General features: G+C 70.4%; 22 protein-coding genes and 3 pseudogenes. 17 read left to right on the top strand and 8 right to left on the bottom strand.

The window, feature by feature from the left end:
- The first annotated feature begins 23 nt into the window (after positions 1 to 23).
- Complete coding sequence (locus ACZ3ZE_RS27885; RefSeq protein WP_363293467.1) at positions 24 to 1,199, top strand: PP2C family protein-serine/threonine phosphatase; 1,176 nt, start codon at positions 24 to 26, stop codon at positions 1,197 to 1,199.
- 119 nt (positions 1,200 to 1,318) lie between these two features.
- Here ACZ3ZE_RS27885 and ACZ3ZE_RS27890 read toward each other — a convergent pair whose 3' ends face one another.
- Positions 1,319 to 1,831, bottom strand: coding sequence for a MarR family winged helix-turn-helix transcriptional regulator (locus tag ACZ3ZE_RS27890; protein WP_361631132.1), 513 nt, complete (start codon positions 1,829 to 1,831; stop codon positions 1,319 to 1,321).
- Between the two features lie 107 nt (positions 1,832 to 1,938).
- Between ACZ3ZE_RS27890 and ACZ3ZE_RS27895 the strand changes: the two genes are divergently transcribed.
- Both ACZ3ZE_RS27895 and ACZ3ZE_RS27900 read left to right on the top strand, forming a co-directional pair.
- Positions 1,939 to 3,105 (top strand): PP2C family protein-serine/threonine phosphatase, encoded by a 1,167-nt coding sequence (locus ACZ3ZE_RS27895; protein WP_361631129.1) that lies wholly within the window; start codon positions 1,939 to 1,941, stop codon positions 3,103 to 3,105.
- Between the two features lie 178 nt (positions 3,106 to 3,283).
- Positions 3,284 to 3,745: an ATP-binding protein gene (locus ACZ3ZE_RS27900; protein ID WP_467261184.1), complete on the top strand. Its 462-nt coding sequence runs from the start codon at positions 3,284 to 3,286 to the stop codon at positions 3,743 to 3,745.
- 92 nt (positions 3,746 to 3,837) lie between these two features.
- Here ACZ3ZE_RS27900 and ACZ3ZE_RS27905 read toward each other — a convergent pair whose 3' ends face one another.
- Positions 3,838 to 4,095, bottom strand: coding sequence for a WhiB family transcriptional regulator (locus ACZ3ZE_RS27905; RefSeq protein ID WP_361174285.1), 258 nt, complete (start codon positions 4,093 to 4,095; stop codon positions 3,838 to 3,840).
- Positions 4,096 to 4,251: 156 nt separating this feature from the next.
- Between ACZ3ZE_RS27905 and ACZ3ZE_RS27910 the strand changes: the two genes are divergently transcribed.
- From ACZ3ZE_RS27910 to ACZ3ZE_RS27940, 7 genes are all read left to right on the top strand, one after another.
- A complete protein-coding gene (locus ACZ3ZE_RS27910) occupies positions 4,252 to 5,088 on the top strand; it encodes a DUF1206 domain-containing protein (RefSeq protein WP_467261186.1) in 837 nt (278 codons plus the stop codon).
- Positions 5,089 to 5,260: 172 nt separating this feature from the next.
- Positions 5,261 to 5,686, top strand: coding sequence for an SsgA family sporulation/cell division regulator (locus ACZ3ZE_RS27915; protein ID WP_361631197.1), 426 nt, complete (start codon positions 5,261 to 5,263; stop codon positions 5,684 to 5,686).
- Positions 5,687 to 5,934: 248 nt separating this feature from the next.
- Positions 5,935 to 7,650 (top strand): RICIN domain-containing protein, encoded by a 1,716-nt coding sequence (locus tag ACZ3ZE_RS27920; protein ID WP_467261188.1) that lies wholly within the window; start codon positions 5,935 to 5,937, stop codon positions 7,648 to 7,650.
- Between the two features lie 177 nt (positions 7,651 to 7,827).
- On the top strand, positions 7,828 to 8,019 hold the full coding sequence (locus ACZ3ZE_RS27925) for a DUF3040 domain-containing protein (protein WP_467261190.1): 192 nt from the start codon (positions 7,828 to 7,830) through the stop codon (positions 8,017 to 8,019).
- 43 nt (positions 8,020 to 8,062) lie between these two features.
- Positions 8,063 to 8,842, top strand: a complete 780-nt coding sequence (locus ACZ3ZE_RS27930; RefSeq protein WP_467261192.1) for an SDR family NAD(P)-dependent oxidoreductase — start codon at positions 8,063 to 8,065, stop codon at positions 8,840 to 8,842.
- 260 nt (positions 8,843 to 9,102) lie between these two features.
- The gene (locus ACZ3ZE_RS27935) at positions 9,103 to 9,447 is read left to right on the top strand and encodes a hypothetical protein (protein ID WP_363293393.1); all 345 of its coding nucleotides are present in this window, start codon (positions 9,103 to 9,105) and stop codon (positions 9,445 to 9,447) included.
- A 132-nt stretch (positions 9,448 to 9,579) separates the two neighbouring features.
- Positions 9,580 to 9,825 carry a hypothetical protein gene (locus ACZ3ZE_RS27940; RefSeq protein ID WP_467261194.1) on the top strand — a complete coding sequence of 82 codons (246 nt, stop codon included), beginning with the start codon at positions 9,580 to 9,582 and terminating at the stop codon, positions 9,823 to 9,825.
- Between the two features lie 192 nt (positions 9,826 to 10,017).
- On the opposite strand, the gene ACZ3ZE_RS27945 is transcribed toward ACZ3ZE_RS27940, so the two are convergent.
- Both ACZ3ZE_RS27945 and ACZ3ZE_RS27950 read right to left on the bottom strand, forming a co-directional pair.
- Positions 10,018 to 11,238 carry a metallophosphoesterase gene (locus ACZ3ZE_RS27945; RefSeq protein ID WP_467261196.1) on the bottom strand — a complete coding sequence of 407 codons (1,221 nt, stop codon included), beginning with the start codon at positions 11,236 to 11,238 and terminating at the stop codon, positions 10,018 to 10,020.
- A 215-nt stretch (positions 11,239 to 11,453) separates the two neighbouring features.
- Positions 11,454 to 12,107: pseudogene (locus tag ACZ3ZE_RS27950) on the bottom strand (DUF2201 family putative metallopeptidase); the annotation flags it as partial.
- 462 nt (positions 12,108 to 12,569) lie between these two features.
- Between ACZ3ZE_RS27950 and ACZ3ZE_RS27955 the strand changes: the two are divergent.
- Positions 12,570 to 13,835 (top strand): glutathione-independent formaldehyde dehydrogenase, encoded by a 1,266-nt coding sequence (locus ACZ3ZE_RS27955; RefSeq protein WP_363293390.1) that lies wholly within the window; start codon positions 12,570 to 12,572, stop codon positions 13,833 to 13,835.
- Positions 13,836 to 13,976: 141 nt separating this feature from the next.
- Here the strand turns inward: ACZ3ZE_RS27955 and ACZ3ZE_RS27960 are convergent.
- Positions 13,977 to 14,135 (bottom strand): annotated as a pseudogene (locus ACZ3ZE_RS27960) (plasmid stabilization protein); the annotation flags it as partial.
- Between the two features lie 102 nt (positions 14,136 to 14,237).
- On the opposite strand from ACZ3ZE_RS27960, the gene ACZ3ZE_RS27965 reads away from it, so the two are divergent.
- The 5 genes and pseudogenes from ACZ3ZE_RS27965 to ACZ3ZE_RS27985 all read left to right on the top strand — a co-directional run bounded on the left by ACZ3ZE_RS27965 (position 14,238) and on the right by ACZ3ZE_RS27985 (position 17,440).
- A complete protein-coding gene (locus tag ACZ3ZE_RS27965; RefSeq protein WP_467261198.1) occupies positions 14,238 to 14,783 on the top strand; it encodes a cysteine hydrolase family protein in 546 nt (181 codons plus the stop codon).
- Between the two features lie 162 nt (positions 14,784 to 14,945).
- Positions 14,946 to 15,257, top strand: a pseudogene (locus ACZ3ZE_RS27970) (Orn/Lys/Arg family decarboxylase); the annotation flags it as partial.
- Positions 15,258 to 15,475: 218 nt separating this feature from the next.
- Positions 15,476 to 16,165, top strand: a complete 690-nt coding sequence (locus ACZ3ZE_RS27975) for a HemK2/MTQ2 family protein methyltransferase (RefSeq protein WP_467261200.1) — start codon at positions 15,476 to 15,478, stop codon at positions 16,163 to 16,165.
- Between the two features lie 46 nt (positions 16,166 to 16,211).
- Complete coding sequence (locus ACZ3ZE_RS27980) at positions 16,212 to 16,403, top strand: CDGSH iron-sulfur domain-containing protein (RefSeq protein WP_467261346.1); 192 nt, start codon at positions 16,212 to 16,214, stop codon at positions 16,401 to 16,403.
- Positions 16,403 to 17,440 carry an iron-containing redox enzyme family protein gene (locus tag ACZ3ZE_RS27985; RefSeq protein ID WP_467261202.1) on the top strand — a complete coding sequence of 346 codons (1,038 nt, stop codon included), beginning with the start codon at positions 16,403 to 16,405 and terminating at the stop codon, positions 17,438 to 17,440. Before ACZ3ZE_RS27980 ends, ACZ3ZE_RS27985 begins: the two co-directional genes overlap by 1 nt.
- Before the next feature lie 506 nt (positions 17,441 to 17,946).
- On the opposite strand, the gene ACZ3ZE_RS27990 is transcribed toward ACZ3ZE_RS27985, so the two are convergent.
- The 3 genes from ACZ3ZE_RS27990 to ACZ3ZE_RS28000 form a co-directional block, all read right to left on the bottom strand.
- The gene (locus ACZ3ZE_RS27990; RefSeq protein ID WP_363293386.1) at positions 17,947 to 18,423 is read right to left on the bottom strand and encodes a hemerythrin domain-containing protein; all 477 of its coding nucleotides are present in this window, start codon (positions 18,421 to 18,423) and stop codon (positions 17,947 to 17,949) included.
- 14 nt (positions 18,424 to 18,437) lie between these two features.
- A complete protein-coding gene (locus ACZ3ZE_RS27995) occupies positions 18,438 to 18,713 on the bottom strand; it encodes an isoamylase early set domain-containing protein (RefSeq protein WP_361630528.1) in 276 nt (91 codons plus the stop codon).
- A 214-nt stretch (positions 18,714 to 18,927) separates the two neighbouring features.
- Positions 18,928 to 19,452 (bottom strand): P-loop nucleotide/nucleoside kinase family protein, encoded by a 525-nt coding sequence (locus ACZ3ZE_RS28000; RefSeq protein ID WP_363293385.1) that lies wholly within the window; start codon positions 19,450 to 19,452, stop codon positions 18,928 to 18,930.
- 191 nt (positions 19,453 to 19,643) lie between these two features.
- On the opposite strand from ACZ3ZE_RS28000, the gene ACZ3ZE_RS28005 reads away from it, so the two are divergent.
- Positions 19,644 to 20,273 carry a flavodoxin family protein gene (locus ACZ3ZE_RS28005; RefSeq protein ID WP_467261204.1) on the top strand — a complete coding sequence of 210 codons (630 nt, stop codon included), beginning with the start codon at positions 19,644 to 19,646 and terminating at the stop codon, positions 20,271 to 20,273.
- Positions 20,274 to 20,290: the final 17 nt, after the last annotated feature.

A 20,290-nucleotide genomic window follows, 5' to 3' on the forward strand; every position in this document is an offset into this window, starting at 1 on the left:
CGGGAAGAAGGAAGCGGGAGAACGTGCACGAGATCGCCGACGTGGAGCAGGCGCTCCGCAGGGCAGCTCCGCACCGGCTGGTGAGCGTCGTGGAGGACGCCCTGCGGGAGCACTACGGCGCGCTGGGGGTGGAGTTCCGTCTGGCCGACTACGGACTGCGAACGCTCCAGCTCGTCGAGCGCCCACCCGGAGCGGTGTCGTCGGTCCCGATCCACGACAGCCCCCAGGGGCGTGCCTTCGGCGCCCAGGAGCCGTACGTCACCGACGGAGCCGACTCGGTCCGGGTCCACCTGCCCGTCACCGTGAGGGGGGACCGGATGGGCGTCCTCACCGCCGGGTTCCCGTCAGGGGCCGACGTCGGGGCCATGCTGCCCGGACTCGGTCAGGTCTGCGAGGCGCTCGGGCACGAGATCCTGGTGGCCGAGCGCGACACGGACCTGTACGTCCTGGCGCGGCGGGCGACGCGGCTGACCCTCGCCGCCGAGATGCAGTGGCAGCTCCTTCCCGGCCGCTCGTGCGCCCGCCCCGAGTTCGCCCTCGGCGCCCATCTGGAACCGGCCTACGCGATCTTCGGGGACAACTACGACTGGTCGGTCTCGGCCGGTCGGCTGACCCTGACGGTCACCAACGGCATGGGGGAGGGGATCGAGGCCGCCCTGCTGACGAATCTGGCGATCAACGCGCTCCGCAACGCCCGCCGGGCCGGTCTGGGCCTGGCGGACCAGGCCGCCCTGGCCGACCAGGCCGTGTACGCGCAGTACCGGGGCAGCGCCTTCGTGTCGGTACTGCTGCTCTCCTTCGACCTCGTCACGGGTGAGGTGGAGGCCGTGGACGCGGGCTCGCCCCGTCTGTGGCGGCTGCGGGGCCACACCGTCGAGTCCGTCTCCTTCGAGGCGCAGCTGCCCCTCGGGATGTTCGAGGACTCCCCCTATGTGACGGAGCGCTTCACCGTGCGCCCGGGGGACCGTCTGCTCTTCGGCAGCGACGGGGTGTACGCCGCCGTCTCGCCCGACGGGGAGAGTTACGGGGAGCGGGCCCTGGCGCGCGCGCTGAGCGGGACCCGGCTGCTCCCGCCCACGCACGTGCCGCAGGCGGTGCTGCGTGAGCTCGCCGCGTACCACGGCGGGACCCCGCTGGAGGACGACGCCCTCGTCGTCTGTCTCGACTGGCACGGGACCCCGTCATCATTTGCCGCGTGACAACTGTATCCTTGAGGCAACATCTGGCTCGTGCCCGGTCGGACGCGGCAAGGATCAGCGGAGGGGTGGCAGTGGGGACATGGGGTGTGCGGCCGGCCGGAGCCGGCGGCGCGCGGCGATCAGGCCGAACTGACGTCCTTCAGCGACGTGCCAGGGCGTGACGAAGCCGACGGCGCGTCCTGCTCCAGTGCCTCCTGGAACCCGGTGAGTCCCCGCAGCAGCGCCTTGCGGCTCGTCGGCGACATGGCACCGATGACCGCGAGCAGGGCCTCCTCGCGCTGGTCCCGGAGGTCCCGCAGGTACGCCTTGCCGTGGGCGGTCAGGCGCAGCTCCAACTGCCTGCGGCTCACGGAACTGGGCAGCCGCTGGACGAAACCCAGCGCCTCCAGCCGGTCGCACATGCGGCTCACCGATGGCGGCGCCGACCCGAGCAGGTCGCCCAGTGTGCGGAGGCTGATCCCCTCCTCGCGGTCCAGGCTGTACAGCACGCGCAGCTGACTCGCCGACACCGGCGTCGGCGACACCATGTCCCGGCCGCGTTCCCACAGCACCTCCAAGAGCTCGATGAGCTCCCGGGCGGCCTCCGTCGTCTGCTGCCGCTCCCGCTGGGACGGGGCGGGGTTGCTGTTCATGCCTGCCGACACTCCTCGGGCGTCCGGGGCCGAGGACGTCGGCCTGCTGACGGACCGGTCATCCCCACATCTCTCCAGAAGGCGGTACGGACTCGGTGGATCGACACGTGACAGTGGAAAGCGCACTGCGCGGGGCGGCACCACACCTCCTCCTGGACTCCCTCCGTACCAGTCTCGCGCAGCTGTACGCCGCGTCCTCCGCCGACCTGCTGCTCATCGACTACGGGTGCACGTCCCTGCGGCCCGTGCGGCCCGTGCAGACACCCGCCCGGGTGCGGCACGTGCCGGTGGACGCCGGGCCCGCCGGTCGCGTCTTCCGCACGCAGCAACCATATCTTTTCCGTGATGACGGGCCCACGGCGACCGTTTTCCTTCCCGTCACCGTCCGCGCCGACCGGCTCGGCGTCCTCGTGGTCGTCCTCCCCCCGGAGCGCGCCACCTCGCTGTCCGTCGCGAGCCTCGGCCGCGTCGCGGAGACGCTCGGACACGCCCTGCGGGTCGCCGACCGCCACACCGACCTGTACCGCAGCACCCGCAGGACGCGCGCCCTCACCGTCGCCGGGGAGATGCAGTGGGACACCCTGCCGGGCCGGGCCTGCACCGGTCCGGCGTTCGACCTGCACGCCTACTGGGAGCCCGCCTACACCTCGGGAGGGCACCTCCTGGACTGGAGCGCGACCGAGGACGAGCTGCTGCTCGTCGTCGCCGAAGGCACCGGCCCCGGCACACCGGCCGCCCTGGTCAGCACCCTCGCCCTGAACGCGATCCGCAACGCCCGGCGGGCCGGACTCGACCTGGTCGGTCAGGCCAGCCTCACCGACCAGGCCCTCTACGGCCAGCACCGGGGGAAGAGCTCGCTCGCCGCCCTCCTGCTGCGCGTCGACCTGACCAGCGGCGCCGTCGAGATCGTCGACGCGGGGTCGCCTACGCTCTGGCGGATCCGAGGGACGACGACCGAGCGCATCGAACTGGACCGCCAACTGCCCCTCGGCATGTTCGAGGACACCGTCTACGCGACACAGCGCCTGCGCCTCCAGCCCGGCGACCGGCTCGTGTTCGTCGCCTGCGAGCCGGCCGACCCGCCGTCCGACGGGCCCGGCGAGGCACTGCCGGACGGCCCGGTCGCGCGGGCCTTGGCGCCCGCCCGCCATCTGAGCTGCGCGGACGCCCCCAGAGCCGTCGTCCGGGCGCTGCGGGGGACATCCCCCGGCCTCGCCGTCCCCGACGCCGCCCTCGTCGTCTGCCTCGACTGGCTCGGCCCCGAGACCGGGTGACCCGGTGCCGCACCGCCCTCAGGCGGCAGCGGTCCGCCCCGGCCGCCGCCGGCTCCCGGGCGCGACGGTGACGGAACATGATCCCGGATACGGGCGGTGTGGAAACCGTGAAGTGGGAAAAGCGTTGTACGAGGTGCCCAGCGCGCCCGCCCATCCGTACGAGGGGAGTGCCAGGGCCATGACGGACGCCATCACCGCCGAGCGAGCCACGTCGGAACCCCTGCTGTCCGCGAGCGCCGTGTTCGACGGCACCGCCGACGACGGCGTGATCGGGGCCGCCCGCGCGTTCACCGTGGACTTCCTCACGGCCGCGCCGGCCGTCCGGCACCGACCGGTGACGCAGGACCGTGTCGACCTGGCGACGCTGGTGGTCAGCGAACTGGTGACCAACGCGGTCCGGCACACGTCCGGCCCCTGCCGGCTCCTCCTCGAGCTGCGGCAGGACGTCGTGGAGATCTCGGTGTTCGACCGTGCCGCGGCCGCCCCCGTACCCCGCGGACACGATCCGCGCCGGATCGGACAGCACGGCCTTGAGATCGTCGTCGCCGTGTGCGAGAGCGTGGCGGTGGAGCCGGACGCGGAGGGCAAGCGGGTCCGGGCCCGTCTGTCCCTCCTGGCCCGAGCCCCGGGGACGGGGTGAGGGACTGGCCCCGGGTCAGGGTGAGGGAGTCCGGCCCCCGCACGGTGCGTGCGGGGGCCAGTTCAGGTTCCTAGGGGGACGCCGTCCGGACGTCAGCGCCGCTCGTCGGAGGTGCGGCGTACCCGCCGTCGCAGGGAACGGCGTTCGTTCTCGGTGAGGCCGCCCCACACTCCGGTCACCTGACGGGAGTCGTCCATGGCCCAGCGCAGGCACTCCGCCCGCACCGGACAGCGCTCACACACCTCCTTGGCCTCCTCGGCCTGAGCGAGCGCGGTGGGGCCCACCCCCACGGGGAAGAACAGATCGGGGTCCACCTCGCGGCAGGCCGCGTCCGCCCGCCAGCTGTCCATGCGGCGCTCTCCGTTGCCCATGTGGTCCTCCTGGCGCTTGAGTCGGGACTCGTCTCTCCGTTCGCCTGACCGCGCGTCCCCGGTCGAAACCGCCCGGCCCGGATTCGTCCGGCACGAAGAGGGCACCAGGAGGTCGACCGAGAGGAGCTAGTCGACATGACGCAAGCGAAGGCGGGAACGCCCGGGACCCTGACCGGGAGAACGGTCCGCGACGAGGCAGTTCGGGTGGGTGCCCGGGCCGGTTTCGCCGCGCGAGGCGTGCTGTACCTGCTCGTCGGAGTACTGGCCGTACGCATCGGCCTGACCGGGACGGACGAGCAGGCCGACCGGGGAGGAGCCGTCGCGCACATAGCGGCCACCCCGTTCGGCGCCGTCCTCCTCTGGGCCCTGGGCATCGGACTCGCCGGGATGGCGGCATGGCGCCTGTCGGAGGCGATGCTCGGCGCGGACGGCCCCGAGGGCGGCACGGGGCGCAGGCGCGCCCTGTCCGCCGGCCGGTGCGTCTTCTACGCCGGCTCCGCCTTCCTCGTCCTGGCCTTCGCGACAGGGCAACGGGGGAGTGGCGAGGGCTCGACCGACCGGCAGAGCCGGGACCTCACCGCCCGCCTGCTCGAACTCCCCGGCGGCCGCTGGTGGGTCGGCGCGGTCGCCGTCGGCGTACTGGCGGCAGGGGTGTGGATCGCCGGCCGGGCGGTCTTGCGCACATACCGGGACCACCTGGCGTGGGGGCGTCTGACGACGTACCAGCGTCGCCTCATGGACGTGACCGGGGTGGCCGGCGGCGTGGGGCGCGGTCTCGTCTTCGCCGCGCTCGGGTTCTCCGGCGTGAAGGCGGCGGCGGCGTTCGACCCGAGCCGGGCCAAGGGCATGGACGACGCGATCCGTTCGTACGCGCAGACCCCGGCGGGCCCCTGGCTGCTGCTCGCCGTGGCCGCCGGCCTCGTCCTCTTCGGGCTCTTCTCCTTCGGCCAGGCGAAATGGCGCGCGCTCTGATCCGGCCGCGGCGTACGCGGCCCGCCGAGGCCTCCCGCACCGAACCCGCACCGGTGTTCACGCGTCGGCCACAGGATCGACACATCCATCTCGCCCGCACGAGGTGTGACGCACACGGGAGGGGTCAAGCGGACAGCGCACCCGCTCGCCAGGCCCGAAGCAGGAGGACCCCATGCCCCAGCACCCCGTGACCCCGCTCCCCGCACCGCGAACCCTCAAGCGTCACATGCCCATGGAACTCCTCACCCCGGACGCCTCGGTCCCGGTCGACACCACCGTCGGCTACGCGTCCCGCGATCCCCACGCCCTGAGCATCGCCTTCCATCTCCCGGGCGAGCACCCCATCGTGTGGTGGCTGGACCGGGAGATGGTCCTCACCGCAGCGCACACCCCCACAGGCGCGGGAGAAGTCCACCTGCGCGCCACCCCCGGCGGCGACTTCCTCATCCGGCTCGGGAGCCCGGGCGAGTGCGCGACGGTCCGCTGCGCCCGGGACGGGCTCACCCGTTTCGTCCACGAGACCCTCGCTCTCGTCCCGCCGGGCACGGAGGAGCACCACATCGACTGGCAGCCGCTGCTCGCCTCCCTGAGGCGCTGACCCAGGAAGGTGCGTCGTTCGGACCGTGCGGCATTCGAGCCGGATCCCGGGCCTTGAACTGGAACGAGCTCTTCCACTGATCAGCGGCACGGAATCCGACGCTGAATGGTCGATCCGCCAACGGCCGCTCCCGCCCGTTGGAGGTACTGCCGGACATCCAACGCGACGCCTGGGCAGGCCTTGTGACCTGCGTGAAGACCCGGTGAATAAGATGATCATGGACGGATGGAGGCACTTAGCCTGCCGGAATGAATCTCATGCTCGGGCGAAGAAACCGCCTCGTCCAGTTCGCACTCGGCGCGGCCGTCGCCGCCTCGGTCCTGCTTCCCGCCCAGCCGGCCCAGGCCGCCTCGGGTCTTGACCCGTTCACCGCGAACTTCAAGCTCACCCGCGTGGACGGGGACAAGACGGGCCTCATCGACTCCGCCGAGGCCGCCGGAGTCGCCAAGGCGTCCGTCACCGACGTCCTGGGCACCCGTACGGGACGTCCGGGGCTCTGCCACGCCACCGGACTGAACGGCGCCCTCAAGCCCGACGGGTTCTGCTGGGACGACGAGGACGACCGGTCCAACTACGCGGACGGCGGTGGCGGCTGGATGCCGCAGGGCTTCGCGGGTTCGCATGCCGCCACCGCCGACGGGCTGTACGCGGGGCGCTCCCTCACCGCCACCGCCTGGTACCACGGCACGTGGGTCGCGGGCCGGAATCCGGAAACCGTCGAGGACTATGCGCGGGTCACGATCACGGAGTCGACCGGCGGCCAGGTCACGTACGGACACATCGCGCTTGTGGAGCCGGTCAACGGCAACTTCAAGCCCCTTGAGTACACCTCACACTCGGACGGCGTCGCCTGGTACGGCAACCGGCTCTTCGTCGCCAACGGCGCGGAACTCCAGGTCTTCGACCTGACGCGCATGTGGCGCATGAACGACACCACGAGCGCCCTCACCCGCCTGAACGCGGGCAAGACCTCCGCCCGGTTCCACCTCTGGGCGATGCCGCTCGTCGCCCGCTACAGCACCATCAGCACGGCCGCGGTCGACAACGTCTCCACGGCCTGGGTCAACAACAGCCCCCGCGCCTGCGGTCCGACCGTCAACGACGAGCTGTGCCTGAGCAGCCTCAGCGTCGACCGATCCGGCGCGACGCCGGCCCTGGTCTCGGTGGAGAACCGCAGGGGCGCGGGCGCCCGCATCGTCCGCTGGCCCCTGTCGGCCCTCGGCACCGGCCTTCCCGCCACGGTGGCCTCGGAGACCACGGGCTACTCCTCGCCCGTCTGGGGCATCCAGGGCACGGCCACGGACGGCACCAACTACTACATGAGCGGCACGTGCCCGACGTACTGGCCGGGCGGCACCGAGCTCTACTCCTGCATCCACGTGGCCAAGCCCGGCGAAGCGCCCCACGTCCTCACCCAGGCGCCGCAGCTGACCCAGGGTCTCTCCTGGGACCCCCTCGCCAAGCGGCTCTGGGGCGCCAATGAGGCGCTCGTGGACTCCAGCGGACCGCGCAGGGTCGTGTTCAACATCGAGCCCGACGCCGGCAAGCCCGTCGACGGCTGGAGCTGGCTCACCAACTTCCACCAGGCGGGCTCCGTCTGCGCGACACCCCAGGGCAACGGCACCGCCAACGGCACGCCGATCACGGTGTGGACCTGCACGGGAGCGGACGCCCAGCGCTGGAAGTACGAGAACGGGCTGATCGTCCACAAGGCGAGCGGCAAGTGCATCACCCCCGAGGCGAACGGCGCGAACACCAACGGCGCGCTCCTGACCCTGTGGACGTGCAACCCCTCCAGCGACGTCCAGCGGTTCGCCCCCTCGGCCGAGGGAAGCGCCGTGAACGCCTACGGCAAGGCCATCACGCCGAAGGGCAACTCCTTCGGCAACGGCGTCTGGCTGACCCTATGGACCCAGGGCAGCCCCACCCCTGACGTCCAGGACTGGGTGGTCAAGGGCTTCTAGCCCCCCGGCACCGGGGCTTCCGAGCCCCGCACTCGCCCCCCGGACACCGACAAGGGGCCGGCCCGCTCAGGGGCCGGCCCCTCGTGATCACGGGGCAGGACACGCAGTCCGGGAGGAGGAGGGACGCATCCCGTACGGGTTCGTCCGCCGTCTCCGCCGGCACCAGGGCGGGTCACCATGAGTGATTCCACCGATGACCGCCGAATTCTCGACGCGATCGAGCGCCCCCTCACTCACGACGACCCCGCCCTCGCGACCCGGATCGACGCGCTGAACAAGCAGTTCGCCCACATATCCCGCACACGCGAGGGCGGCCGGCCCCGGAGACGAGGGATCAGTGCCGCACTGCACCGTGGGCGCGTAGGGTGAATCGTTCCCGGGTTCGACCGGGGCGTCACGAGGGGAGTCGATCGTGGGGGAGCTGGACGGTAGGACCGCGCTGGTGACGGGCGGCTCGCGGGGGATCGGGCGTGCGGTCGCTGTGCGGCTCGCCGCCGAGGGGGCGCTGGTCGCGGTCCACTACGGGGGCAACGAGCCAGCTGCCGCGGAGACTGTGGCGCGGATCGCCGAGGCCGGCGGCCGGGCGTTCGCGGTGCGGGCCCTGTTCGGCGAGAACGGGGCGGTGGACCGGCTGTTCGAGGGACTCACCGCCGGGCTGGCGGAGCATGACGCGGACGGCCTGGACATCCTGGTCAACAACGCGGGTATGCACTCGGTCAGTTCGATCGGGCAGCTCACCGAGGAGGAGTTCGAGCGGCTTCTGGCGGTCAACGTGAGCACGCCGATCTTCGTGGTTCAGAGGGTGCTGCCCTTGCTGCGCGACGGCGGACGGATCGTCAACATGGGCTCGGCGGCCACCCGGATCGCGAACCCGCTCCAGATCGGCTACACCGTCACCAAGGCGGCGCTGGCGGCTCTCGGCCCGTCGCTCGCCAACGAGCTGGGCCGACGCGGGATCACCGTGAACACGGTTGAACCCGGGGTGGTGCTGACCGACATGATCGCCGCCTATGCTGCGGTTCCCGAGGCGGTCGCCGGACTTGAGTCGATTACCGCGCTCGGACGGATCGGCGAGCCGGAGGACGTCGCGGATGTGGTGGGCTTCCTGGTGGGCCCGCAGGGCCGCTGGGTGACCGGTCAAACCATCGACGTCTCCGGTGGCACCTACCTCGGACCGATGACGGCTGGGTGATCCACCCGGGGCGCGTACCGGGACGTTGACGTCGGACAGGGCGGCCTCGGCGACGTGCGGTGGCGACCCTCCCGGGCCCGCCCGGTAATCACCCAACAACTTCCCAGCTCAGCCCCCCCCGGGCCAATCAGCAAAATCCCCGGACCGGCAGCTCGTCATCACTCGAATGGGTGCGTCTGAATGGTGGTACTGCACTCGGCGACTCTACGGTCGGTTCAGATCTCGGTTCCGAGACAGGGGGCTAGCCAGGGAGGCCAACCATGAACCGACTTCGCACCCTCGCCATCGTGGCCGCGCCCGCCGCATTGCTGCTCGGTCTGGCGTCTCCAGCTTCCGCCGCACCCGTGCCGCAGGCGCCGGCAATGCCGGCCGCCAGCTGCTACAGGCCGGGGGCTGACCAAGTTCTCACCGCCCAGCAAGGCATCGAGCTCGTCAACGCCTGCAAGACTCAGAGGGCTGACCCCTCATGGCACTGGATGGGCAACTACGGCTCGGTCTACGACGTGGTGAACGTCGCGAACAGCAGGGGCGTCGGACCCGGCGGGCTGGTAACGATACCGAATGCCAGTGGCGGCGGCTTGATCCCGACGTTCATGTATTACTGAACGGGCAGCTGGAGCGTGCTTCTTGGATCGGTTGGTCGGCTGATCGGACGGATCCGTCCGATCAGTGATCACTGATGCGATGTGGGACCGGATCGAGCCCCTGGTGCCGGCCGATCCGGTCCACCGTCGGCAATGGACCCCCACGTGTTCGCGGGCATCCTTGTCGCCTGGATACTCCTGGACCTGCTCGACGCCAACAGGGGCAACACCGTCGGGGGGTGGTTCCATTCAGCCGCCGACTGGCTGGCCGGCTGGTCGATCGGGCTCTTCGACTTCGCCGGACACACCCTCCAGGTGCTGCTTGACTACGGTATCCCCGCGGTCGTCTACGTCGCCGTCGCCCATCTCATCGCCAGCAGGGCGTTCTTCCGGGCCTGAAGGCGCCGCCGAACCGACCCCCTCCGTCGTACGCCTGCCGCGAGCGCCGTTGGACATGAGCGTGGGAACCGCGCTCTGCACACCACCCGCCGCCGTCGCGTACGACGGCGGAATCGGCCCGTCAGGCTCGTGGAGTAGCTGCTGCTGCCCCGCCCCGCCCACCGCCGGCCTTGGAGCCCTGGTCAAGGCTTCTCAGGAAGAGGCGGGCCGCTGCGGGGAGCGGAGGACGAGCAAGGTGATCTCGCTCGGGGCGAAGACGCGGAACGGCGGGCCCCAGAACCCGGTGCCGCGGCTGGTGTAGAGAAGAGTGCGCGCGCCGTGGCGGCTGAGGCCGGCGACGGTGGGCTGGTCGATGCGGACCATGTAGTGAAACGGCCAGATCTGGCCGCCGTGGGTGTGGCCCGAGAGCTGGAGGTCGATGCCGTGTTCGGCCGCCCGGTCGACGAACTTGGGCTGGTGGGCGAGGAGGAGGACGGGCAGGTCGGGGTCGGCGCCCTGGAGGGCCCCGGCGAGGTGGGCCCGGTGGCCTTCCAGCCCGGAGGACTCGGCCGTGACGTCGTCGACGCCCGCGACCACGAGGGTGTCACCGCCGCGTTCGAGCAGCAGGTGACGATTGCGCAGCGGCTCCCAGCCCAGCTCGTCCATCAGGTCGACCCAGCCCTGAGCCTCGCTGTAGTACTCGTGGTTGCCGGTGACGTAGACGCGGGCGCGCGTCGCCTTCACCGTGCCAAGCGGGGCCGCCTGGGTGCGACGGCGTTCGGCCGTGCCGTCCGCGATGTCGCCGGTGTGGCAGACGAGATCGGCTTCCAGGGTGTTCACCGTCTCGCAGACCCGTTCCGACCAGCGGGCGCGGTCGAGCGGACCGTAATGGGTGTCGGTGATCAGAGCGACACGTGTGCCGTCCAGCCCGGCCCCCAGGCGCGGGAGCGTCACGTCGAGACGCCGCACGCGCGGCACGCGCCGGGCCTCGACGTACCCCCATGCGAGCAGGACGGCCGTCACACCGAGGACGGTCCAGGTGACGATGCGCGCCCGGTCCTGTCCGTCACCGACACCGACCACGGCCAGGGCGAGCCGCAGCAGGACGCCGAGCAGCACGGACCAGGTGAACAGGACCCAGACACCGCCCAGCAGCGTGGCACCGACGATCGCCGCCCGGTCCTGCTGGCGACGCCCGTGGCCACGCATCATCGCGAGCGGCATCCCGATCAGGCCCAGGACGAACAGTGCGGTGCCGCTCAGTGCCACGGGAACCGGCCAGCGCTGACCGGTGTGGAGGAGAACCCAGCACGGTACGGCCCACAGCAGGAGGGGGGCGACCAAGGGGATGTAGCGCATCAGGCGCTGCAGGGGGCTCCGTGACGCCGCCGGCGCGTCACTCGCGGCGGATTCGGTGTTGCCGGTCTCGGTCATGCGTCCCCTCTGGAGGCTCTGTCCGGCGGATCCTGAGGAGCGGAGCCGGCCGGCGGACACGGTACAGCCGTCGTCCCGGCCATCCACCAATGGCCTCACATGTACCGCCGCCCACGCCTGCTTCCGCTCCGGCCTTGCTTGCCGGAAACTCTTGCACCGCCCATTGTCCGCCTTGACGGCCCTGACCCCGGCAACCGGCCCCGACGCCCTCCCCGCTACCCGATGGGAAGGATCCGTGCCCAGACGGGCGGAGCGTCCGGCGTGCAGTCCGCGTCGTCCTCCTTCGCGGAGTCGGACGCACGCGGGAAGAGGCCGACGACCGGGCGGCAAGGCGGCTGCGCGGAGGGCCACGGCGTCTGCCCGTCCGTCAGGGCGACGATCCAGCAGCGTGCTGCCCAGCTCCGCGTCGCTCACCGACCCGGAGGTGTGGATCACGACGCAGACGCGGGGTGGCATGCGTCGCGGGCTCGCCGGCATGACGCCGGGCACGCCGGCCGAGCGCCGGGACGGGCGCCGGTAGCTGTGGTCCTCGCCGCCCCCCGGCGCCCGCGGCCGGGCGGACCGCCGTGCCGAGCAACTGCCGCCACGGCTGAGGGGGGTGGAACGCCTTGTCCGCCCACCGCCGCCACCCCTCCGGAGCTTCCCCCGGCCGGCCGGCGACCGCCTCGGCCACCCGGAAGCGCGCCGCCCCCCGCTGCTGCCGGCTCAAGCCGTTCGACCCATGCGGGCCCCAGCTCCCAGGGCCCCGCATACCCGTCCCCACCACTGCCACAGTCCAACCAGGCCAACCGAGGGGCGCGGCCGCCCGCCATCGAGAACCTCCGCAGGTACTCCTCCATCAGCAGCCCGTCCGGCAGGCCCAGCATCGACGCCCGAGACGTCCGCGCCGCCTTGGCGGAGTACCGGGCCTGGACCGGTTCGAGTTCACTTCCTGAACCTTCGGCCGCCACCGGAAGCGCCCCCGCCGCTCGGGGGGCCGGACGGCAGAGGCCCGTCGGGCTGGGTGAAGAAGGCTCCCGGTGAGCTGCTCGCTGTCCGCAGCGCGACGAGCTGGTGCCCTTCCGGACCTGGGTCGGCTCCCCAGGCGACCCGCAGTCCTCTTTCTGCACCGCCGAGCGGGATGCGGTAGTGCCTCGCTCGCGCTCCGATGGCGCCCAAGTCGGAGGATTCGCCATGGCTGCCGTGGACGAGCCGGGGTAGACGCGACGGAGAGACGCATACTCCGCGGAGGCGGACGTCACCTCACGGTCTTACCGCCTTCGTCCCGGCATCCATCAAGGCGCGGCTCCCATCGTGAAGAACGACGCACGGCGGCGCCGGTAGGGAAGACCATGAAAGCGGCAGTGTACGAGGGGCCCCGGTCCGTGACGGTCAAGGAAGTCCCCGACGCGAAGATCGAGCACCCTGCTGACATCCTGGTGAAGGTCACCACCACCAACATCTGCGGCTCCGACCTCCACATGTACGAGGGCCGCACCTCCTTCGAAGCGGGCCGGACCCTCGGCCACGAGAACCTCGGCCAGGTGGTGGAGGTGGGGAAGGCCGTCAGCAAGGTCAAGGTCGGCGAGTGGGTGGTCCTGCCGTTCAACATCGCCTGCGGCTTCTGCAAGCAGTGCGAGCAGGGCCTGACGAACTACTGCCTGACCATGCAGCCCGAGCCGGACAAGGCAGGCGCCGCGTATGGCTTCGCCGAAATGGGCCCCTATCAGGGCGGCCAGGCCGAACTCCTGCGCGTTCCCTACGGTGACTTCAACGCCCTGCGTCTGGGGGAGGACGCCCCCGCGCGGCAGCTCGATTACGTGATGCTGGCCGACATCTTCCCCACTGGCTATCACGCCACCGAGATGGCGGGGGTCAGGCCCGGCGACCAGACCATCGTCTACGGCGCGGGCCCGGTCGGCCTGATGGCCGCCTATTCCGCGATCCTCAAGGGCGCCGGCCGCGTGTGGGTCGCCGACCACCAGCCCGACCGGCTTCGAAAGGCGGAGGAAATCGGCGCGATTGCGATCAACGCGGCAGAACAGGACCCGGCCGACGTGGTCAAGGAGGCCACTCTGGGGCTGGGTGCGGACAACGGCTGCGAATGCGTCGGCTACCAGGCCCACGACCCCCAGGGAACCGAGGACGCGACGCTGACGATGAACGGGCTCATCGACACGGTCCGGTTCACCGGAAGCATCGGAGTAGTAGGCGTCTTCCTACCCGAAGACCCCGGCGGCGCCGAAGCCCAGGGCGAGCTCGAAGCCCAGGGGAAAATACCTCTGGATTTCGGAATGCTGTGGTTCAAAGGCCAACGGATCGGAACCGGCCAGGCCCCGGTGAAGCGGTACAACCGGGCCTTGCGTGACCTGATCGCCGGTGGCAAGGCCGAGCCGAGTTTCCTCGTCTCCCACGAGCTGGGCCTCGACGAGGCCCCCTCCGCTTACGAGCACTTCGACAACCGCGATGACGGATGGACCAAGGTCGTCCTCCACCCCGGCAACCACAGCACCTCCCACCGCACGCTGCAGGAGTTGCGCCACGAGGCCACAGCTCAGGGCATCGAAGGCCGCTCGCATATGAACAAGGAACAACTGGAACGGGCACTCCGGGCTTGAGCAGCGGCAAGTGCCACGCCCCTTCCGTCGGCTTCCTCGGCGCGGGGCCTGAAGCTCCGCCCGGTCGGCGTCCGTGACCCGCCTGCCGGCCGGCCCCTTTCTGGGCCTGCCGCCGTGCTGCCGTGCCGCAGTCCTGGGCTATCAGTGGTCGAGGGCGTTCTTCAGTTGTTTCTTGTTCATCGTCGAGCGGCCGTCGATATTGCGCTTCTTCGCCTCTTCGTAAAGCTCGTCCTTGGTTCGCTCGGACGAACTGCTGCCACTGCCGCCTGACTTCTGGCCGCCGCGTTGTGAGGCGGACTTCCGTATCCCACATCGAACGGATATGGGATCGGGTGGAGCGCGGCTCAGTCCCAGGCAGGGGAGACTGGGGTGAACGAAGGGGTGGGCAAGGAGGTGGCTCGATTGCCCCGGACGGCGCTCATCGTGATCGACATGCTCAACACCTACGCCCATGAGGACGCCGAGGTGCTGGTTCCGTCAGTTCGCGAGGCGCTGGCCGGTATCACGGCGTTGATCGGGCGCGCCCGCGCGTGCGGGTCGCCGGTCGTCTACGTGAACGACAATTTCGGAGACTGGCGCTCCGATCACGGGGAGATCCTGCAAGCCGCACTCGCGGGCCGCCATAAGGACCTGGTCGAGTCGGTAATCCCAGATGACGATTCACTCTTCGTGGTCAAAGCCCGGCATTCGATCTTCTTTGAAACGCCTCTGGGCTACCTGCTGGGACAACTGGGAGTCGAACGCTTGATCCTGTGTGGGCAGGTGACCGAGCAGTGCGTGCTGTACTCGGCTCTGGACGCACACATTCGCCACTTCGACGTCGTGGTGCCGACCGACGCTGTGGCCCACATCGATGGCGAGTTGGCCGGCGCGGCGCTGCAGATGATGAGCCGCAACATGTCTGCGGTGATCTGCGAGGCGGACGACGTCGTCTTCGATGTCCCGTAGAGATGTCCGGTAGAGACGTGCGGTAGAGATGTGCGGTAGAGATGTGCGGGAGTGGTCGGGGCGGCTTCCCGCTCCCCAGTGAGCTGCGACGTACCGGATTTGGTTTTTGCGGGCTGGCAGGGGCAGACGCGGGCCATGGACCAGTCGAAGGCGCCTGTGCTTGATGCCCCGGGGCTCCGCACTGGTCGCCCCGTGTCCGTCCCGCCGCCGTCCCGGCTGCGACTGGAGCAGGCGGTGCTGCCGCGAGACGCCTTTTTCGGACGCACGGAGCAGGTGCCCTGGCGGGAGGCGGACGGCCGGATCGCCGCCGAGATGTTGACTCCGTACCCGCCGGGTATTCCGGCAGCGCTGCCCGGCGAACGCCTCACCGGGGACGTCTTGCGCTACCTGCGTTCCGGCGTGGACGCGGGCACGGTCGTGCCGGACGCTGTCGACACGGACGTCACCAGCATCCGCGTACTGCGGGAAGAGTGATGAGTCCGTTTGAGTCCGTCGTGTCCCGGTCCGACGCTGAGGAGGTACGCGATCGGCGCGACCTAGCGCCCGCCGTAGCCGGCGCGCGACGGACGGCGATCAGAGGTGAAGATCGCCGTACGGCCGAATGAGGTGCCCCACCCGGGGCAGGCGCAGTGAGTGATGAACGTCGAGGGCCTGCGTGTGCGCATGGCCCGCTCTACCTTCGGAGGTGCACGATGTCCGGTACGGCTGTGTCCTTGAGGAGGCTGCCGGATGGCCTCGTGGTCCTGCCAAAGGTGTACCGTCCGCAGGCCGACACGCGGCTGCTCGCCGAGGCGCTGGCCCGCGAGGAGCTCCATCCGCGCACTCACGTGCTGGAGATCGGCACCGGAACCGGCGCGCTGGCGTTGCATGCCGCGCGAAGGGGCGCCGCGGTCACGGCGGTCGACGTTTCCTGGCCCGCGGTTGTCACGGCGCGCGTGAACGCCCTTGTGCAGCGGTTGCCCCTGCGGGTCCTGCATGGGGACTTCGCGGAACGTGCCACAGGCCGCCGCTACGACTTGATCGTCACCAATCCGCCCTACGTTCCCGCCCCGGGCGCAGTCCTGCCGACACGTGGCGCTGAGCGCGCCTGGGACGCAGGTCCTGATGGGCGTCTGGTGATCGATCGGATCTGCGCGAGTGCCTCGGCTCTGCTGCGGTCCGGCGGGGCCCTGCTCATGGTGCAGTCGGGCATGAGCGGGGCGCAGGAGACCCTGGACCGCCTGACCCGTGCGGGGCTGTCCGCGGAGGTCACCGCCAAGGCCACCGTGCCCTGGGGGCCCGTCCTGCGTTCGCGACGTTGCTGGCTGGAGAAGCAGGGGCTGGCCGAGTCGGCCGAGGAATGGGAAGAGCTGGTGGTCATCCGTGCCCGAAACAGCAGCTGACGCCGACGCCCGCCCGCCCCGCGGAGCCTCCGTGCGCAGAGTGCAGGTGGATCCACAGGGACCGATCCTCATCGAAGGGCCCGTCGAGATCGTCTTCGAAGACGGGACCACTGCTCGCTCTGACCGCTTCATGACTGCCGTGTGCACCTGCCGCCGCAGTCGCATGTACCCCTGGTGCGACACCAGCCACCGCCGCCGTGAGCGAGCCGCCCCGGACCCGCACGACGGGAGCCGCTGATGTCTCCTCGCGGCCCGAAGCCTGTTCCCTCTGCCGTCGGCCCCTGCCTGGTCGAGGGTCGCGGCACCTTGTCCGGCGCCGTCGTGCAAGCCCTGCGGATGGGCGGCGCGCCACCGCCGTGCGGCAGTGAGGCAGCGGAGGCCGATCCGTGGGGAGAGGACTTCCAGTTGGCTCTGTACCTGCTGTACGAACTGCACTACCGGGGGTTCTCCGGTGTGGACGACGCACGAGAATGGGACCCTGACCTGCTGCGGCTACGGCAGACGATGGAAGCACGGTTCCTCCATGCGCTGCGCGGTGAGCTCCGCGAAGCGCCCCAGACCGTCGAGGCCGCCTTCGCCCCGCTGCTCGTGGAGCCTGTGGACCTGTCAGGAAGCCTCAGTCATCATCTCCAGACCGAAGGGGAACTGTGGCAGCTGCGTGAGTACGCCGCGCTTCGGTCGCTGTACCACCTCAAGGAGGCTGATCCGCACGCCTGGGTCATTCCCCGCCTCACGGGGAGGGCCAAGGCCGCCATGGTCGCCATCGAGTACGACGAGTTCGGTGCCGGACGCGCCGACCGGATCCACGCCCGGCTCTTCGCCGACCTCATGGCCGATCTGGACCTGGACGCCACCTACGGCCGATATCTGGACTGTGCGCCCGCGAGTCTCCTCGCGACCGTGAACCTGATGTCCCTCTTCGGGCTGCACCGCGCCCTGCGGGGAGCTCTTGTGGGGCACTTCGCCTGTGTGGAGGTCACCTCGTCCCCCGGATCCAGGCGCCTGGCCAAGGCCATGCGCCGCTGTGAGGCGGGGGCAGCCGCCGAACACTTCTACACGGAGCACGTGGAAGCCGACGCCGTACACGAGCAAGTCGTACGGCGCGAGGTGATCGGCGGACTCCTCGTCGAAGAACCCGCCCTCGAAGCCGACATCGCCTTCGGCTGCGCCGCGACGGTTCTCCTGGAGGACCGCCTCGCCGACCACATCCGCGGAGCCTGGGCTCACGGGCACAGTGCCCTGCGGCGGCCTCTGGAGGACTCAGCGGCACAGTAGAAGCCATGCGTCCCTGACGCGCACAGATGACCACGAGACAGCGCGCGCTCAGGGCCGCAACAGATGTGCCGGCGCGACCGGCACACGGTTCCGATGCACGCACCGGAGCCCTCTCTCCGTACCGGGTACCGGGTACCGGCTACGCGGCGGGACCGTCGGGCGAGCGTGGTTCGGCATGCTGGGGGAACAGGATGCCTTCCAGGACGTCCAGTCCGAACAGCATTCCCAGGAGCAGAGCCGGCAGAACCAGAAGAATCGTGACCATGACGCCTCCGACAGCAGGATCGGGAACGTTGCGACAGGCACTCTCGACTCCACACTGACCCGGATGAACGAACCACGCCCGCGCTCCGGACTGCCCTTAGGCCGTTCGGGTGCCGGGCGTGTCCGGTCATCCCCCGACGCCGGTGGAGGAATGCGCGGCTCCGACGGCCGCTGCGAGCGTCAACGCCGTCGCCAGGAGCAGCCGCGCCGCGGAGGCCCGGCCTGCCCGTGCCGTGACCGGGTCACTTCGAGCCGGCGCTGGGAACGGCCAGTGGATCGCGCGGGGCCTGCTTCTTTCCGGCCTCCAGCTCACGGCCCAGCTCGACGAGCCTGTTGCGGCCCATCGCGCTGCGCACCTGTGGGAACCAGTCCTTTTCCTCCTCTTCGACGTGGTGGCGGACCTGTTCCATCAGCACGGTCATCTTGGCCTTGAACCGTTCGTCGCCCGGGTCCATGCCTTTGATCTCCGACAGCATCCACACCACCGCGTGGTGCTCCTCGATGCTCTCCAGGACGTGGTCTGTCGTGTCGGGTGCTGCTTCGCGGGCGGCCGGGTAGAAGAACTTCTCCTCGATCCAGGCGTGGACGGTGAGCTCTTCGGTCACCTCATCGGCGATCCTGCGGCGTTCGGCTGTGTCCTCGTCGGACGTCTTCTCGAACCGTTTGAACAGCTTCTCGACGGTCTTGTGGTCTTCGCGCAGCAGCACGATCGCATCCATGCGGGCGCCCCTTGTCAGGTGTGAACGCGGCTGTTGGAACCGTCATGGCCGTCGGCCTGGTCGTCGTCGAACCAGTGGTCGTCGGCCGCCAGGTAGCGGAAGGAGTGGCCGCTGTGAGCCGGCAGGACAACCGTGGCCGCGCGCATGCCGTCGCGCCGGACCTTCAGCGGATGTGCGGCGGGGTTCCAGTGGTTGAAGTCCCCCACCACGCTGACCGGCCCGACCGGGCTGTCGGCGGGAAGGACGAAGGTGACCTGTGTACGGCCCTTGAGCTGCTTGCGTTCGAGCACGGGATCACTCCTGACGGGCAGAGCGGGAGAGGTCCCAGCACCCTCGCACGTCGCCCTCCCGCACCGCCCCCCACGCGCCGCCGCCGGCGGGACCGTCACCCACCTGGATGCCAGGACCCGCGGGGCCGACGCGTGCTGCGGGGGCGGAGCCCCGGCCCCCTGGCATCGTTGGTCACCTGAGTAGTCGTGTGCCCCTCTCCGAAGGCCGCAGGGGTCACGCGAACGAGGGCCACCGGTCGGCGGCCCACTCCCGCCAGTCGATCCACCCGGCCGGCGGGCCGGCGACCCTGCGGCCCCCCAGCTCCGCCGCGTCGGGCTCCTCGAAATGCGCGCGCCCGTGCAGGATGTCGGCCTCGGACATCGGCAACGTCTCCTCGGGGGTGGTCGCCCAGCGATGGGCGATACGGGCGCGTTGGGTCTCGTCGTCCACCGGCAGGTAGACCATGCGGAAGCACGCCCTTTCGGCCTCCACCAGCCAGCGGATCGCAGAGCGTTCGTCCCGTGACCAGCAGCCGTAGTCCACGACGACGTTGGTGCCCAGTCTGACCGCCTCCAGGGCGAGCCAGAGCATGCGCCCCTCCAGTACGTCGCGCTTCCCGTCCGCCTCCGCCTCACCGAACAGGGGAATCATCCAGTCGTCGGGCGTCAGACGCAGCGCGCCGTGCTCCGCGGCGAGCTGTCGGGCCCGCGTGGTCTTTCCGGCCCCTGGCAGGCCGACCATCAGGAACAACGAAGTCACACCCAGATCGTGGCAGTGAAGCCAATCAGGTGGCCACCGTTTTATCCGCCCGATCACGAGCTGAGCCACCGCCGGATGGCCGAGCCCGGCCCTGCGGACCAGTAGACGGCCCATTGACCAGGCCCACCTTCGATCGGCGGGTCTCGCGGTGAAGGCGGGATACGGCATCACCATCGGGGTAGTCGGACCGTATGACCACCACGACCGAAACCACGCCCTTGCGCGCCGTCGCGCTGGTATGCACGCTCTCCCCGGCGCCCAAGCCCTCCAGCTCCCAGCTGCTGGCCGAGCAGACCATGGCCGCCCTGGCCGATCACGGCGTCACCGGCAAGGTGATCCGGATCGCCGATCACGACGTCAAACCCGGTGTCGAGATCGACATGGGAGACGGCGACGCCTGGCCGGAGATCCGCGACACGATCCTGGGCTGCGACATCCTGATCCTGTCCACACCCATCTGGCTCGGTCACCCTTCCAGCATCGCCCAGCGCGTCCTGGAACGCCTCGATGCCGAGCTGGGCGAGAGCGACGACGAAGGCCGCATGCTCACTTACGGCAAGGCGGCGGCCGTGTGCGTCGTCGGCAACGAGGACGGTGCCCACAAGGTCAGCGCCGACCTCTTCCAGGGCCTGGGCGACGTCGGCTTCTCCCTCGCCCCGAACGCCGTCACCTACTGGGTCGGCGAGGCGATGCAGGGCACTGACTACCAGGACCTCGACAAGACGCCCGAGAAGACCGCCGCGACGACCAGAACCCTCGCCGCCAACACCGCGCACCTCGCCCGCCTCCTCAAGGGCGCCCCCTACCCGCCCTCTTCCTGAGCCTCGCCGAAAGGAGA

The organism is Streptomyces sp. NPDC023157 (genome assembly GCF_055560575.1).